The organism is Actinoplanes sp. NPDC048967 (assembly GCF_040649415.1).
Lineage (GTDB): Bacteria > Actinomycetota > Actinomycetes > Mycobacteriales > Micromonosporaceae > Actinoplanes.
Map to the genome: position 1 here is coordinate 570719 of NZ_JBEZFL010000003.1, position 13709 is coordinate 584427.

Sequence of the window (13709 nt, forward strand, 5' to 3'; positions counted from 1 at the left end):
GGACGCTGCCGCTACTGGCGGCAGAGTGGTGGCTCGAGCGCGACCGGACCCGCAGCCGCCGCGTCCGCAACCGCCGGCTCCCCGCCCGGCCCGCCGCTGTCGTCGACGAGCCCACCGCCGCCGCCCACCGGTGAGGGGCCGCGGCGGAGCACAACAGCCCCGATGAGCAGCGCACCGAGGGCGAATCCGGCCGCGGCCAGGAAGGCGCGGCTGTAACCGTCGCGCAGCGCCGCGATCTCGGCCGCGCCGGCGGCCAGGCTCGCCTCGCTGACCCGGGCCGCCACCACCGCCAGCACCGCCAGGCCCAAAGCGGCCCCGGCCTGCTGGGCCGTGTTGGTCAGGCCGGACACCAGCCCGGTCTCCCCCGGGCCGGCGCCGGCCATCGCCAGCATGATGATCGCCGGGATGACCACGCCGATGCCCAGACCCATGATGATCAGGGCCGGCAGGACGTCGGTCGGGTACCGCGGCTCGACCGGCACCCGGACCAGCAGCAGCAGTCCCGCGGCCAGCACGCCCAGCCCGGTCAGCAGCACCGGTCGGGCCCCCAGCCGGGCGGTCACCCGGGGCGCCACGAACAGCGAGATGAGGCCGATGACGATCGGGGTCGGCAGGAACGCCAGGCCGGTCCCGATCGCGTCCAGGCCCAGCACCCGCTGCAGGAACAGGGCGTTGACGAACTGGAAGCCCATGCCGGTGGCGAAGATCAGCACCACCGCGGCACCGGTGCCCAGCAGCCGGCGACGGCGCAGGACGGGCAGCGGAGCGAGGGGGCGGCGGGCGTACCGCTGGCGGACCAGGAAGGCGGCGACCAGGAGGGCGGCCGTCACGCCGTACCAGAAGACACCGTCCACGATGGCGTAGACGCCCAGCGACAGTCCCGCGGTGATCAGGAGCGCCCCACTGACGTCCATCCCGTCGCCCAGCCCGAGGCCAACCTCGCGGGGCAGTACCCGCAGCGCGCCGGCCAGGACCGCCACCCCGATCGGCACGTTGACCAGGAAGATCCACGGCCAGCCGGCAGCCTCGGTCAGCAGGCCGCCCGCGACGAAGCCGAAGGCGGCCCCGCCGGCCTGGGTGAAGCTGTAGACGCCGATCGCCCGGGCCTGCGGGCCCGGCTCGGGATAGAGCCGCACGATCAGGCTGAAGATCACCGCGGAGGCCAGCGCTCCACCGACGCCCTGCACGAACCGGCCCGCCACCAGCAGCCCGGCCGTGCCGGCCAGACCGCAGAGCAGGCTCGCGGCGGTGAAGACGCCCAGGCCGGCGAGGAAGACCCGGCGGGCCCCGAGCAGGTCGCCGACGCGCCCGGCGAGCAGCAGGAAGCCGGCGAAGCCGATCAGGTAGCCGTTGACCACCCAGGCCACCCCGGCGGGCGAGAAGCCGAGATCCAGCTGGATGGCGGGTACGGCGACGGCCACGATCGTGCTGTCCAGCACGATCATCAGCGACATCGCGCAGAGCACGGCGAGCGCCGGGCCACGACGGGGGTACGCGGAAGCAACCATGGTGCGACCGTAGCAGATAGTCCGCTTGCAGACTATCCAGTTGTCACCTATTCGCTTGGCGGGCTCGCCGTACCGGCCTGGGTCCGGACTCCAGGCCACCCTCGACCAATTGCCGCAGCGCCGCGACGAAAGCCTCGCGGGCCGGCTCCGGCAGCGCCCCCAGCGCTTCGGCGTGCACCTGGTCGACGATCCGCTGACCCTGCTCGGCGGCGGCCCGGCCGGCCTCGGTGACCGCGATGATCCGGGCCCGCCGGTCGGTCGCCGAGGGGCGGCGCTCGGCCAGCCCGAGCCGCTCCAGGTCGTCCACGGTGCTGACCATGGTCGTCTTGTCCAGATCGGCCAGGGCCGCGAGCTGGATCTGGGTGCGCTCCTCCTCGAGGGCGTGCACCAGGACGCATTGCATGCGCGGCGTGAGATCGACAGCGGCCAGCGCGGCGGCGAGCCGGTTGGACAGGGCGTGACCAGCCATGTTGAGCAGGCCGGTGACATCGCGCTCGGTGCGCTCGGGGGCTGCGGACGACATGACCGAAGCGTAACGCGCGATCATCCCGTACCGGATGATTGCTTTTCCGGACGACTTCCCGGCTCAGCGTGTCGTCTTCTTCTCGCCGGGCACCGGTCGAGAAGACCCCCCACGCAGCGGAGTCCCCCGCCTGCGGTGCGTTGTTAGCGTCATGGCCCGAGCCGGACGGCGCGGGGCAAACAGGACCAACAGCGCGTAGGAGCAGCCATGTATGCGGTCATCGATGTGGAGACCACCGGGCTGCGCGCGAGCTGGCACGACCGGGTCATCGAGATCGCCGTCGTCCACCTCGACGAGCAGGGCCGCGTGCAGGACGAGTGGTGCAGCCTGCTCAACCCGGACCGTGATCTGGGTCCGCAACACATCCACGGCATCTCCGCCGCCGAGGCCGGCCGGGCCCCGGGCTTCGCCCAGCTCGCCGACGTGATCGCCGGCCGGCTGCGGGGACGCACGCTGGTCGCCCACAACCTGGCCTTCGACGCACTGTTCCTGGCCGCCGAGTTCCGCCGCCTCGGCCACACCGTGCCGATCGACCCCCGGTACGGCCTGTGCACGATGCAACTCGCCCCGCACTTCCTGCCCAGCGCCGGCCGCAGCCTGCACGACTGCCGCCGCGCCGCGGGCATGTCCGCCCACCAGGCCCACTCCGCGCTGCACGACGCCCACGCCGCGGCCGACCTGCTCGCCCACTACCTGACGATCACCGGCGCCCCGCCGCCGTGGGCACCGACCCTCGCCGGCGCCCGGTCGCTGCCGTGGCCCGCGCTGCCGGTGACGACGGCCGCCGCAGTGCCGCGCCGCTCCCCCGGCGTACGGGATCCGCACTTCCTCACCCGCCTCACCGACCGCCTGCCCCGCCAGCAGGAGCCCCGGGCGGACGCCTACCTGGACCTGCTCGACCAGGCGCTGCTCGACCGGCACATCTCCCACACCGAGGCGGACGGCCTGATCGCTGTGGCCGAGTCCCTCGGGCTCGGGCAGGCCGACGTCCGGTGCCTGCACAAGCGGTACCTGACCGGGCTCGCGACCGTCGCGCTGGCCGACGGCGTGCTGACCCCGGCCGAGCGGCACGACCTGGCCGGGGTGGCCGCCCTCGTCGGGCTGCCGCCGACCGCCGTGGACAAGGCCCTGGCCGACGCCGCGCGGACCACGGCGGGTGCGGACCGGCAGTTCTGGCAGCTGCGGCGCGGTGACCTGGTGGTCTTCACCGGGACGATGGAACCCGCCCGCGAACAGTGGCAGGCCGAGGCGGAAGCAGCCGGCCTGGTGGTCGGCGACGCCGTGAACAAGCGGACCCAGCTGCTGGTCGCGGCCGACCCCGACTCGATGTCCGGCAAGGCCAAGAAGGCCCGCCAGTACGGCATCCCGGTCGTGCACCCGGCGGCCTACCGGGCGATGGTGGAAACGCTGCTGCTACCGGCCTGATGGACGACCGACGGACCCCCGTGTGAACCCGCCGGCCGTCGTCATCAGTGCGCGGTCAGTGCCGCCCAGCCGGGTGCCGTGGGCACCCAGCGCAACGGCATCCGCGCCTCCGCCGGCGTGCGGTCGCCCTTGCGCTGGTTGCAGCGCCCGCAGGCCGCGACGGTGTTGAGCCAGGTGTTGCCGCCGCCCCGCGAGCGCGGCCGGACATGGTCGACGGTGGACGCGGCGCCGCCGCAGTACGCGCAGCGCCGGCCGTCGCGGGTCAGCACACCGCCGCGGGACCAGCCCGGGCCGCGGCCGTGCCGCCAGCGCGTCACCACGTAGCTGACCAGGCGGACGACGGTCGGGATCGGGAAGACACCCATCCGGGCGTCCGGCCGCGCCTCCTCGACCACCGCCACCTCCCGGCACAGCATGCGGATGGCGTGCCGGACGCTGACCCGGTGCAGTGGCCCGAAGTCGGCGTTGAGCACGAGGACCACACTCATCGCGGGTCACCTCCCCCATGTTCTCGGCCACGAAAAAGCCGTCCGTCCCCACGGGCACAGGGACGAACGGCGGCCGGTCGGCGCGGGCGCGCTCAACCGGGGCCGTCAGCCCTGCTCTCGTGCCGGAAGGCAGTCACGTGTATCTCCCTTTGGCCCCGGTGATCCGGGACACGTCGCTGCTGAGAAAGGTAGGGGCCGGCGCCATCGTGGACAACCGAATAAAGATCCGTCAGGCGGACAGTTCGCGGCGTACCGCGACGACGAGCTGGACCAGCCCGATCGCGCCCAGGGCCAGCCACCCGATCGCCGCGACCAGCACGACCGTCGTCTCCCAGCCGGGATGGACCAGGCCGGCGACCCCACCGACGAGCAGCCCGCTGATGGCCACCGAGACCCGGGTCGGGCGCTCCCCCAGCGTCACGATGCCCAGGCCGTCCATGCCGCCGGCCGCGGCGCGCGCCCGCACGTACTCGTGCAGCCAGCTCACCGCCGCGCCGGCCGCGGCCAGCCAGCCCGGCACCCCGGCCACCCAGAACGCGGCCAGCCAGGCCAGCTCACCCAGCCGGTCGGCGACCGAGTCGTAGACGAAACCCAGCCGGCTGGTCCGGCCGGTCACCACGGCCACCGCGCCGTCGAGCGCGTCCGCGAAACCCGCCAGCAGCACCAGCAGCGCGCCGAGCAGCAGACCGGAGCGGCCGAGCAGGGCGGCGAACGGCACCGCCAGGCAGAGCAACAGCCCGCAGGCGGTGACGGTGGCCGGGCTGACCCGCAACCGGCCGAGCAGGCTGCCGCCGCGGTAGGCCAGCCGGATCCAGCCGCGCACGACCGGCGCGGCGGACTCGGGGTCGAAGCCGCCGTGCAGCCTGGACCAGGCTGCCGCGTACTCCTGCCAGGTCAAGCCGGGACGTTGGCGGCCAGGTGTTGCCACACCTCACGGGTCGCCGTGGATCGGTTCATGGTGATGAAGTGGATGCCCGGCACGCCCTCGTCGAGCAACCGCTGGCACATCTCGCTGCACAGGTCGATGCCGAGCGCGCGCACCGCGGCATCGTCGTCGGCGACGCGCTCGAAGCGGGCCAGCAGCGCCGGCGGGAACGGGGCCCCGGAGAGCTGCGCGGCGCGGGCGATGGTCGCCATCCGCAGCACGGGCATCACCCCGGGCACGATCGGCGTGTCACAGCCGGCCGCGGCGACCCGGTCCCGCAGCCGCAGATATTCGTCGGCCTCGAAGAACATCTGCGTGATGGCGAAGTCGGCGCCGGCCCGGCACTTGCTGATGAAGTTGCGGGTGTCGGCCTCGATGTCGGCCGAGCGCGGGTGCTTGTAAGGGAACGCGGCGACGCCGACGCTGAAGTCACCGGCCTCACGCAGCAGCCGCACGAGATCCTCGGCATAGAGCACGCCCTCGGGGTGGCGCACCCACTCGCCCATCGGGTCACCGGGCGGGTCACCCCGGACGGCGAGCACGTTGCGGATGCCGGCGCCGGCGAGCCGCCCGATGACGTTGCGCAGCTCGGCGACGGAGTGGTTGACCGCGGTGAGGTGGGCCATGGGCAGCAGCGTCGTCTCGGTGGCGACGCGCTCGGTCACCGCGACGGTGGTGTCCCGGGTGCTGCCGCCGGCGCCGTACGTGATCGAGACGAAGTCGGGCCGCAGCGTCTCCAGCTCACGGATGGTCTGCCAGAGCAGCTGCTCGCCCTCGCGCGACTTGGGCGGCATGAACTCGAACGAGAAGGTGGGGTCCGGACGACGGATGAGCTCCCCGATCGCCGGAGACGTCGGGAGCCGCGAAGGAAGTCCGAGAGACACACCGCAGACTCTACCGGCTGGCGGACCCGGCCAGACCCGCTAGGTTGGCCCCGTGACGTCCCCGCTAGAACGCGCCGGCCTGCGGCCCCGCGTCGACAAGGCCCTGGCCGCGTTCCTCACCACCCAGCGGTCCCGGCTGCTCGCCATCGACGGGGTGCTGGCCGACCTGGCCGACGCCCTCGACGACTTCGTGCTGCTCGGCGGCAAGCGGCTGCGGCCGGCGTTCGCCTACTGGGGCTACCGCGGGGCCGGCGGGGCCGACTCCGAGCAGATCGTGGCCGCGGTCGCGGCGCTCGAGCTGGTGCAGGCCAGTGCCCTGATCCACGACGACCTGATGGACCGCTCCGACACCCGCCGCGGCGAGCCGTCGATCCACCGCCGGTTCGCGGCCCGGCACGCCGCGGCCGGCTGGCGCGGAGCCGGCGACAGCTTCGGCGACAGCGCGGCGGTGCTGCTCGGCGACATGGCGCTGGTCTGGTCGGACGAGCTGCTGCACACCTCCGGCGTCGAACCGGCCGACCTGGCCCGGGCCCGTCCGGTCTTCGACGAGATGCGCACCGAGGTGACCGCCGGGCAGTACCTGGACGTTCTCACGGTGGTGACCGGCGACACGTCGACGGACCGGGCCAGCAAGGTGGCCCGGTACAAGTCGGCCAAATACACCGTCGAACGGCCGCTGCTGCTCGGTGCGGCGCTGGCCGGCGCGCCGGAGTCACTGATGCGGGCCTACTCGGGCTACGGGCTGCCGCTGGGCGAGGCCTTCCAGCTGCGCGACGACGTACTCGGGGTGTTCGGCGACCCGGCGCAGACCGGCAAGCCGGCCGGCGACGACCTGCGCGAGGGGAAGCGGACGTATCTGGTGGCGGCCGCGCACGCCGCGCTCGGCCGGCCGGAGCGGGCCGAGCTGGAGGCCCGGCTGGGTGATCCGGCGCTGGACGACGCGGGGGTGGAGCGGCTGCGGACGCTCATCCGCGACAGCGGGGCGCTGGCGCGGACCGAGGAGCGGATCACCGCGCTGACGACTGCGGCGCTGGCCGAGCTGGCGGCGGCGGAGGTCGAGGCGGAGGCGCGGGGGGTGCTGCTCGATCTCGCCGACGCGGCCACCCGGCGAGCCGTCTGAGCCCGATCCAGATCAAGATCAAGGTCAGATCGCGGTCGTGCCTGGTTGCATGGTGCTGACCGTCGCTCCCGCCGATTGCCAGGTGCGTGCTGGGTCAGACCCGAGCGGCCGACGGCCGGCGGGCCGGACCGGCGATGAGCAGGACGGCCGCGGTCAGCTGCAAGGCCGCGGTCAGCGCCTGTGTCGGCTGCGGCAACGCGTCGGTCGCCGTGAACAGGTCCAGCGAGAGCATGCTCGCGTCTTCGTGGACGGCGTAGGGCAGAAGGGCGGCCCCGATCGCGGCGTCGATCCAGATCAACCCCGTCAGCGTTAGCAGCAGCGCACCACCGGCGGCTCGCAGGCGTCGCTGGGTGGCCGCCACGACCGCGAGCGCGAGCGCCGTCAGCGCCACCAGCAGCGGTATCAGAGCCATGACTGCTGGTGAAAGGTTTTGTGTCTCCTTGGCGCCGGGCGTTTCCCGGGGGCCGGAGCAGATCACCGCGAGGCGCACGACGGTGTAGCCGACAAGCAGGACTGCCGCCACGATCCCCGTCATGAGCGGTATCCGGCTCGGCCGCCGGCCTTGTCCCGTCGTGGTCAGCAGCACCAGCACGAAGAGAAGAGCGGCCGTCACCGGGATCAGGCTTTCCAGCTGGGTCCGCCGGATCAGGTCGTCGTACTGCTCGGAGCTGAGAAATCGCAGCCCCGAGCCGTCGCCGGCCGGCGGCGGCACGGTCAGCGCGGCCCCGGCCACCAGCACAGCCGCCGCGACACTCGACCCCCACCGTGCCGGGCCGCGGTCAGCCAGCAGGTCGTCGCGGATCGCGTAGGCCCGCAGGTCGTCGCGGATCGCGTAAGCCAGCAGGCAGAGTGTGGCCAGCACCTCGGCCGGGCGGTACAGCGGCCGGGCGGACAGCACCCCGATCACGTGCACCACGCCGAGCCCGGCCGCGGCGGTCAGCAGCCACGGCCCCGGACGCACCGCGGGATGGTGTCACATATCAGCCGAATCGCGCTGTCCCAGGCGGGCCCGGCCCCACCTCAGCAACCGGCTCCCCTCGCCCGCGGCCGGGGTGCGCTGCACCCCGCGGCGACCCAGCCAGACCCAGACCGACAGCGTCAGCAGGACCATCGCGAAGCCGAAGAACAGGTCCTCGACCGGCGCATACGCCAGCCGCCAGCCGATGATCGCCGCCGGGTCGTAGATGACGATCCGGCGGCCGGTCAGGATGCCGTTGGACAGCAACTGGAACGTGATGATGATCGGGTACGTGGCCCAGAACACCACCCGGGTCACCAGCCGGGTCCGCAGCACGGCCAGATCCACGATCAGTGCCCCGGCCACGCCGAGCAGCGCCGCGACGGTGTAGGTCATTCGTCACCGGCCGGGCGGCGCAGCACGGCCCGGACCGCCTCGAAGCCCAGCACCGCGCAGACCGGCACCACGACGAAGAACAGCACCTCGTCCAGCGGCAGGCCGCCCGGGAACAGCACGCCGGTGGTCTGTTCCGGGTCGAAGGTCCAGTGCCCGGCGGCGATCGCGCCCAGGTCCCACAGCACGAAGATCACCACGACCGGCAGCAGCGTGAGCAGCAACCGCCGCCACCGGCGCAGCACGTTGACCTTCAGCACCGGTTCCAGCCAGATCGCGGACGCCAGGCAGCCCGCGAGCACGAGGAGGTACGCCAGGTGTCGCATGTGGGCGGTCAGAAACCGAGCGCCTGGGCACGCCGCTTGACCTCGCGGGCCCGGTCCCCGCCGAGGCCCTTGGCGCCGCAGCCGTCCACGGTTGCGTCCGGCTCGTAGAGCCACCGCAGCGCCTCTTCGTCGTTGTACCCAGCGTCGCGAAGCAACGTGAGGATGCCGGGGAGGTGCTTGAGCACGATGCTGTTGGCCACCAGCTCCGCCGGCACCACGCGGACACCGTCGCGCCGGACGGCGAGCAGAGCACCGTCGCGGATCATCTGGTGCACCTTGCTGATCGACACGCCGAGCTTGTCCGCCACGTCGGGCAGGTTGATCCACTCGGTCGGGCCGGTGGGCTGCGGGGCCCCCGCCTCACCCACGGTTACGGAATCGGTCACCCGACCAGCGTGCCATGCCCGCCCCGCGGCTGACCAAGCGGAGCATGCGGAACCGGGAAGTACCCGGTTCCTCGAGATCGGAGAACAGTCCCGATGACCATGTGGCGCAAAGCCCGCACCGAGGTGGCCGGAGCGTGGCGCTCGGTGCGGTACGACCTGGGCCGGCCCGAGCCGGACGCCGATGGGCCCGCTGCCGACGGGGCAGCGGCCGGCGGCACAGCCGTCCGGCCGGGGGCCGGTCACCCGGACGTGACCTCGACCGGGTTCAGCACCTTCGGCGGTGCCGGGCTGACCGGTGGACTGCGCACCTCGTACGGCGAACAGCTCGTGCCCCGGCCGCGGCGGATCGCGGCGGTCTCGGCCTTCGGCGTCCTCGCGGTCGCGGGGGCCGCGGGCAGCTACTTCGCGGTCGTCAACGGGATCGGTGCGCTGGTCGGCGAGAAGCCGGCCGGGGCGGAGCCGTACCCGCTGGCCGCCGAGGCGCCGCGCGGCTCCGAGGGTGATCTGTCCAACTCGGGACTGGGCCGGGGCACCGCCTACGCACCGGGTGGCCGGCCCCCGGCGGCGGCCACGACGACTGCTGAGCCCGTACCCGGGTCGATCCGGGTGTTGCCCACCACCGCCGGCGGCAGAGCGCCGCTCGCTCCGGCGGCGGTCGCACCGGTGGCGCCGCGGACCACCGCGGCCGGGAAGCCGGAGACGCGGCCGACCGACTGCTGCCTGTCCCCGCCGGTCCCGACGCCCACCGCGCCTGTGCCGACGCCGCACAGCCCCTCGGCGACGCCCTCGCCGTCGTCCTCGCCGGACGACAGCGACTCGCCGGCGCCGAGCGAATCGCCCGTTTCGGCCGAGCCGACCGGGCCGGACGACACCGCGGTGACGGACCAGGACGAGCGCCGGGGACGCCACGCGCGACGGCACTGATCCGATTTGTCACGATAAACGACTCGCGGGGCCTCGGCCGCGCGGGTCGTTTTCTCCACTTTGCCCTGGTCAGGACTGCGCGCTGTACCCGTTCGGTCTCAGCTGTGAGATCCTGGGCTGCCGCACCCGGAAGGACACATACACTTCACGCCGATGGACACGACTGTCGCCGACACGTTGATCGGCACGACGATTGACGGGCGCTACCGGATCACCGGTCGCGTGGCCCGGGGTGGCATGGCGACTGTGTACACCGCTGTGGACGACCGGCTCGAACGCACGGTGGCCCTGAAGATCATTCACCCGTCGCAGGCGACGAACGTGCACTTCGTCGACCGCTTCACCGACGAGGCGAAGACGATCGCGCGGCTCACCCACCCCAACGTCGTCGCCGTGTACGACCAGGGCCGCCACCAGGGCCTGCCCTACCTGGTCATGGAGTACGTCCAGGGCCGCACCCTGCGCGACCTGCTGATCCAGCGCCGCCGGCTCAACCCGGTCGAGGCGCTGGCCATCTGTGAGCAGATGCTCGCCGCCATCGCCGCCGCGCACCGCGCCGGCCTGGTGCACCGCGACGTCAAGCCGGAGAACGTGCTGGTCGCCGAGGCGCCCAGCGGCGGCATCGCCAACCTGGTCGACAGCGTGGTCAAGGTGGCCGACTTCGGCCTGGCCCGCGCGGTCGAGGCCAGCAGCGCCGACGAGTCCGGCCAGCTCATGGCCACGGTCGCCTACGTGGCGCCCGAGCTGGTCACCGACGGGCACGCCGACGCGCGCACGGATGTCTACTCGGCCGGCATCGTGCTCTTCGAGATGCTCACCGGCCGGGTCCCGTACGACGGCGACGAGCCGGTCGAGGTCGCCTGGCAGCACGTCGACAACGACGTCCCGGCGCCGTCCAGCATCGTCAAGGGCCTGCCGACCGTGCTCGACGACCTGGTCGCCCGGGCCACCCGCCGCGATCCGGGCGCCCGCCCCACCGACGCCGGCGCGCTGCTGGCCGAGGTGCAGGTGGTCCGCGACGACCTGGGCGCCGCGAACGTCGAGACCGCACTGCTGCGCCAGGTCCCGGCCCGTCCGCCGGCCGCCGACGCCACCGCGCTCGTGCCCGCGATCACCACGACCTTCCCGGCCACCGGCGGCGACCGCCCCGGCTGGGCCCGCCTGCCGGAGCAGGGCCGCGCCCGGGGCGGCCAGCGCCGGGCCGGGGCACCGCCCCCGCGCGCCGCGGGCGGCCTGCTCAGCCGTTTCAACGGCGACCGGCGGCAGATCCTGATCATGGCGGCGGTGGCGCTGATGGTGCTGGTCGTCGTCGGCAGCACCTGGTGGGTCACCCTGGGCCGGTACACGGACACCCCGCAGCTGGTGAACATGAGCCGCGCGCAGGCCGAGCAGGCCGCCGCCCAGGAGGGCTTCGAGCTGCGCATCGGCGACGGCGCGTTCAGCGAGAACGTCCCTAAGGACGTGGTGCTCACCCAGGACCCGCCGCCCACCGAGCGCATCCTCAAGGGTGGCGTCGTCTCGCTGACCCTCTCGCTGGGCCCGGAGCGCTATCCGGTGCCTGACGTGGTCGGCAAGGAGCTGGCCGTGGCCCGCGGCGAGATCGAGGGCACCAAGCTCAAGGTCAAGGAAGGCAAGGGCAAGTACAGCGACACCATCCCGCAGGGCGTCGTCATCTCCACCGACCCGAAGGCCGACGCGCAGCTCAAGCCGGGCTCGACGGTGACCGTGGTGGTCAGCAAGGGCCGGGCGCCGATCACCGTGCCGGACCTGACGGGCAAGAACATCAACGACGCCCGCGGCGAGGCCCAGCGCCTCGGCCTGACCGTGGTGGAGCAGTACAAGGACGGCGACCAGCCCGCCGACCAGGTCATCGAGCAGTCCCCCAAGCCCGGCACCGGTGCGGAGAAGGACGACGAGATCAAGCTCGTGGTCAGCAAGGGCCCGCCGCAGGTCGGCGTCCCGGACGTGAACAACCAGCCGTGCCAGCAGGCGAAGGGCGTCCTGGAGTCGCAGGGCCTGCGCGCCCGCCTCGACTTCAACCCCAACGGCGTGGTCCGGATCCAGAACCCGCCGGCCGGCACGCCGGTGCCACCGCAGACCGAGGTGGTGCTGACGTGCGCGTGAGCAGGCCGGTCGGCTCGCACACGAGGACGTCGGGGGGCCTGGCCAAGGCGGCGCTGCCGTACGCGGACGCGGCCGGGTCCGAGGCGGTGCAGGTCTACGTCTCGAACTCCCGCGGCTGGGCGCTGCCACCCGGTGACCCGAAGCAGGACACGCTGTTCCGCGACGGCTGCGGCGAGCGGGGGCTGCCGGTCTACATCCACGCGTCGCTGCTGGTCAACCTGGGCTCACCCACCGAGCAGACGGTGCAGCGGTCGGTGGAGACCCTGGAGCACGCCTTGCGCCGCGGTGCCGCGATAGGGGCCACGGCGATCGTCTACCACGCGGGCAGCTCGGTCGACCCGGCCCATGACGACAAGGCGCTGCACCAGCTGCGCGAGGCGTTGCTGCCGCTGCTGGACGTCGCGGCGGCCCGGGCCCTGCCGAAGGTGCTGGTGGAGCCCAGCGCGGGTGGCGGGCGCAGCCTGGCGTCGAAGGTGCAGGATCTGGGGCCGTACCTGGCGGCGGTGGAGCACCACCCGTGGCTGGGCGTCTGCTTCGACACCTGCCACGCCTGGGCGGCCGGGCACGACCTGGCCCGGCCGGGCGGCATGACCGAGACGCTGGACGCCTTGGTCGCGACGGTCGGCCCGGACCGCCTGCAGCTGATCCACGCCAACGACTCGAAGGACGAGTGCGGCTCGACCCGCGACCGGCACGAGCGCATCGGCGAGGGCCGGATCGGCACGGCGGCCTTCGCCGAGCTGCTGGCCCACCCGGCGACCGCGGGCCTGCCGGTGATCGTGGAGACCCCGACCGAGCAACACGAGGGCCACGCGGCGGACATCGCCCTGCTCAAGGGGCTGCGTCCCGAGCTGTGAAACCCACGATCACGACCGATCTGGTACGCGCCCTGATCGCCGAGCAGTTCCCGCAGTGGAGCGACCTGCCCGTCACCCCCGTGCCCCGGCAGGGCTGGGACAACCGCACGTTCCGGCTCGGTGACCAGCTGTCCGTGCGGCTGCCCAGCGCCGAGGGTTACGTGCCGGCGGTGGAGAAGGAGAACCGCTGGCTGCCCGAGCTGGCCGGGCATCTTCCGCTGCCGGTGCCCTCTCCGGTGGCGGTCGGGCGCCCGGGGGCCGGTTACCCGTACCCGTGGTCGGTCCGGCAATGGCTGACGGGCGACACCCTCGAGGACGCCGCGGAGGTCGACCGCCTCCGGCTGGCCCGCGACCTGGGCGAGTTCCTCACCGTCCTGCGGCAGGCTCCGGTGGCCGGGCCGCCCGGCGGCCGGCATTCGTTCTTCCGGGGCTGCCACCCCAGCGCCTATGCCGACGGGGTCGAGCAGGCCCTGAAGGATCTCGGCGACGCCGTGGACGTGCCGGCCTGCCGGGCCGTGTGGGCCGAGGCGCTGGACTCGGCCTGGGAGTCGGCGCCGGTCTGGTTCCACGGTGACATCGCGGTCGGCAACCTGCTGGTCCGCGACGGGCGGCTGGCCGCCGTCATCGACTTCGGCACCTGCGGCGTCGGCGACCCGGCGTGCGACCTGGTGATCGCCTGGAACACGCTGGCCGGGGCCGAGCGCGCCGCCTTCCGCGACGCGGTCGGCCTCGACCGGCAGACCTGGCAACGGGCCCGCGGATGGGCGCTGTGGAAGGCGCTGATCATGCTGGCCGAACCGGGCGCCGCCCCGGCCTGGCGCCAGGTCGTGGATCAGGTGCTGGCCGACCCCGGCACCGCGTAGCCGGA

15 protein-coding genes are annotated in these 13709 nt (G+C 73.4%); 6 read left to right on the forward strand and 9 right to left on the reverse strand.

Annotation, left to right across the window (positions count from 1 at the left end):
* Window positions 1-11: 11 nt before the first annotated feature.
* Both AB0C12_RS15190 and AB0C12_RS15195 read right to left on the reverse strand, forming a co-directional pair.
* Complete coding sequence (locus tag AB0C12_RS15190) at window positions 12-1508, reverse strand: MFS transporter (RefSeq protein WP_360548114.1); 1497 nt, start codon at window positions 1506-1508, stop codon at window positions 12-14.
* Between the two features lie 43 nt (window positions 1509-1551).
* Window positions 1552-2031, reverse strand: coding sequence for a MarR family winged helix-turn-helix transcriptional regulator (locus AB0C12_RS15195; protein ID WP_360548116.1), 480 nt, complete (start codon window positions 2029-2031; stop codon window positions 1552-1554).
* Window positions 2032-2238: 207 nt separating this feature from the next.
* Between AB0C12_RS15195 and AB0C12_RS15200 the strand changes: the two genes are divergently transcribed.
* Window positions 2239-3456 (forward strand): exonuclease domain-containing protein, encoded by a 1218-nt coding sequence (locus tag AB0C12_RS15200; RefSeq protein ID WP_360548118.1) that lies wholly within the window; start codon window positions 2239-2241, stop codon window positions 3454-3456.
* Between the two features lie 44 nt (window positions 3457-3500).
* Here AB0C12_RS15200 and AB0C12_RS15205 read toward each other — a convergent pair whose 3' ends face one another.
* The 3 genes from AB0C12_RS15205 to metF all read right to left on the reverse strand — a co-directional run bounded on the left by AB0C12_RS15205 (window position 3501) and on the right by metF (window position 5753).
* The gene (locus AB0C12_RS15205) at window positions 3501-3944 is read right to left on the reverse strand and encodes an HNH endonuclease (protein WP_360548120.1); all 444 of its coding nucleotides are present in this window, start codon (window positions 3942-3944) and stop codon (window positions 3501-3503) included.
* A gap of 229 nt (window positions 3945-4173) precedes the next feature.
* Window positions 4174-4842 (reverse strand): CDP-alcohol phosphatidyltransferase family protein, encoded by a 669-nt coding sequence (locus AB0C12_RS15210; RefSeq protein ID WP_360548122.1) that lies wholly within the window; start codon window positions 4840-4842, stop codon window positions 4174-4176.
* Window positions 4839-5753: a methylenetetrahydrofolate reductase [NAD(P)H] gene (metF, locus tag AB0C12_RS15215; protein ID WP_360548124.1), complete on the reverse strand. Its 915-nt coding sequence runs from the start codon at window positions 5751-5753 to the stop codon at window positions 4839-4841. Before metF ends, AB0C12_RS15210 begins: the two co-directional genes overlap by 4 nt.
* Window positions 5754-5805: 52 nt before the next feature.
* On the opposite strand from metF, the gene AB0C12_RS15220 reads away from it, so the two are divergent.
* The gene (locus tag AB0C12_RS15220; RefSeq protein ID WP_360548126.1) at window positions 5806-6873 is read left to right on the forward strand and encodes a polyprenyl synthetase family protein; all 1068 of its coding nucleotides are present in this window, start codon (window positions 5806-5808) and stop codon (window positions 6871-6873) included.
* A gap of 94 nt (window positions 6874-6967) precedes the next feature.
* Here the strand turns inward: AB0C12_RS15220 and AB0C12_RS15225 are convergent, their stop codons facing one another.
* Genes AB0C12_RS15225 through AB0C12_RS15240 form a run of 4 tightly spaced genes read right to left on the reverse strand, consistent with a single transcriptional unit; the run spans window position 6968 to window position 8936 of the window.
* A complete protein-coding gene (locus tag AB0C12_RS15225) occupies window positions 6968-7834 on the reverse strand; it encodes a hypothetical protein (RefSeq protein ID WP_360548128.1) in 867 nt (288 codons plus the stop codon).
* Window positions 7835-7846: 12 nt separating this feature from the next.
* Complete coding sequence (locus AB0C12_RS15230; protein ID WP_360548130.1) at window positions 7847-8227, reverse strand: lycopene cyclase domain-containing protein; 381 nt, start codon at window positions 8225-8227, stop codon at window positions 7847-7849.
* Window positions 8224-8550 (reverse strand): lycopene cyclase domain-containing protein, encoded by a 327-nt coding sequence (locus AB0C12_RS15235; RefSeq protein ID WP_360548132.1) that lies wholly within the window; start codon window positions 8548-8550, stop codon window positions 8224-8226. Before AB0C12_RS15235 ends, AB0C12_RS15230 begins: the two co-directional genes overlap by 4 nt.
* An 8-nt stretch (window positions 8551-8558) precedes the next feature.
* A complete protein-coding gene (locus tag AB0C12_RS15240; RefSeq protein WP_360548134.1) occupies window positions 8559-8936 on the reverse strand; it encodes an Rv2175c family DNA-binding protein in 378 nt (125 codons plus the stop codon).
* A 93-nt stretch (window positions 8937-9029) separates the two neighbouring features.
* Here AB0C12_RS15240 and AB0C12_RS15245 point away from each other — a divergent pair, with 93 nt between their 5' ends.
* The 4 genes from AB0C12_RS15245 (at window position 9030) to AB0C12_RS15260 (ending at window position 13704) form a co-directional block, all read left to right on the forward strand.
* The gene (locus AB0C12_RS15245; RefSeq protein ID WP_360548136.1) at window positions 9030-9860 is read left to right on the forward strand and encodes a hypothetical protein; all 831 of its coding nucleotides are present in this window, start codon (window positions 9030-9032) and stop codon (window positions 9858-9860) included.
* A gap of 153 nt (window positions 9861-10013) precedes the next feature.
* Window positions 10014-11984: a Stk1 family PASTA domain-containing Ser/Thr kinase gene (pknB, locus tag AB0C12_RS15250; RefSeq protein WP_360548138.1), complete on the forward strand. Its 1971-nt coding sequence runs from the start codon at window positions 10014-10016 to the stop codon at window positions 11982-11984.
* Window positions 11975-12841: a deoxyribonuclease IV gene (locus AB0C12_RS15255; RefSeq protein ID WP_360548140.1), complete on the forward strand. Its 867-nt coding sequence runs from the start codon at window positions 11975-11977 to the stop codon at window positions 12839-12841. The genes pknB and AB0C12_RS15255 overlap by 10 nt, the downstream gene beginning before the upstream one ends.
* Window positions 12838-13704, forward strand: a complete 867-nt coding sequence (locus AB0C12_RS15260) for an aminoglycoside phosphotransferase family protein (RefSeq protein WP_360548142.1) — start codon at window positions 12838-12840, stop codon at window positions 13702-13704. Before AB0C12_RS15255 ends, AB0C12_RS15260 begins: the two co-directional genes overlap by 4 nt.
* Window positions 13705-13709 lie beyond the last annotated feature (5 nt).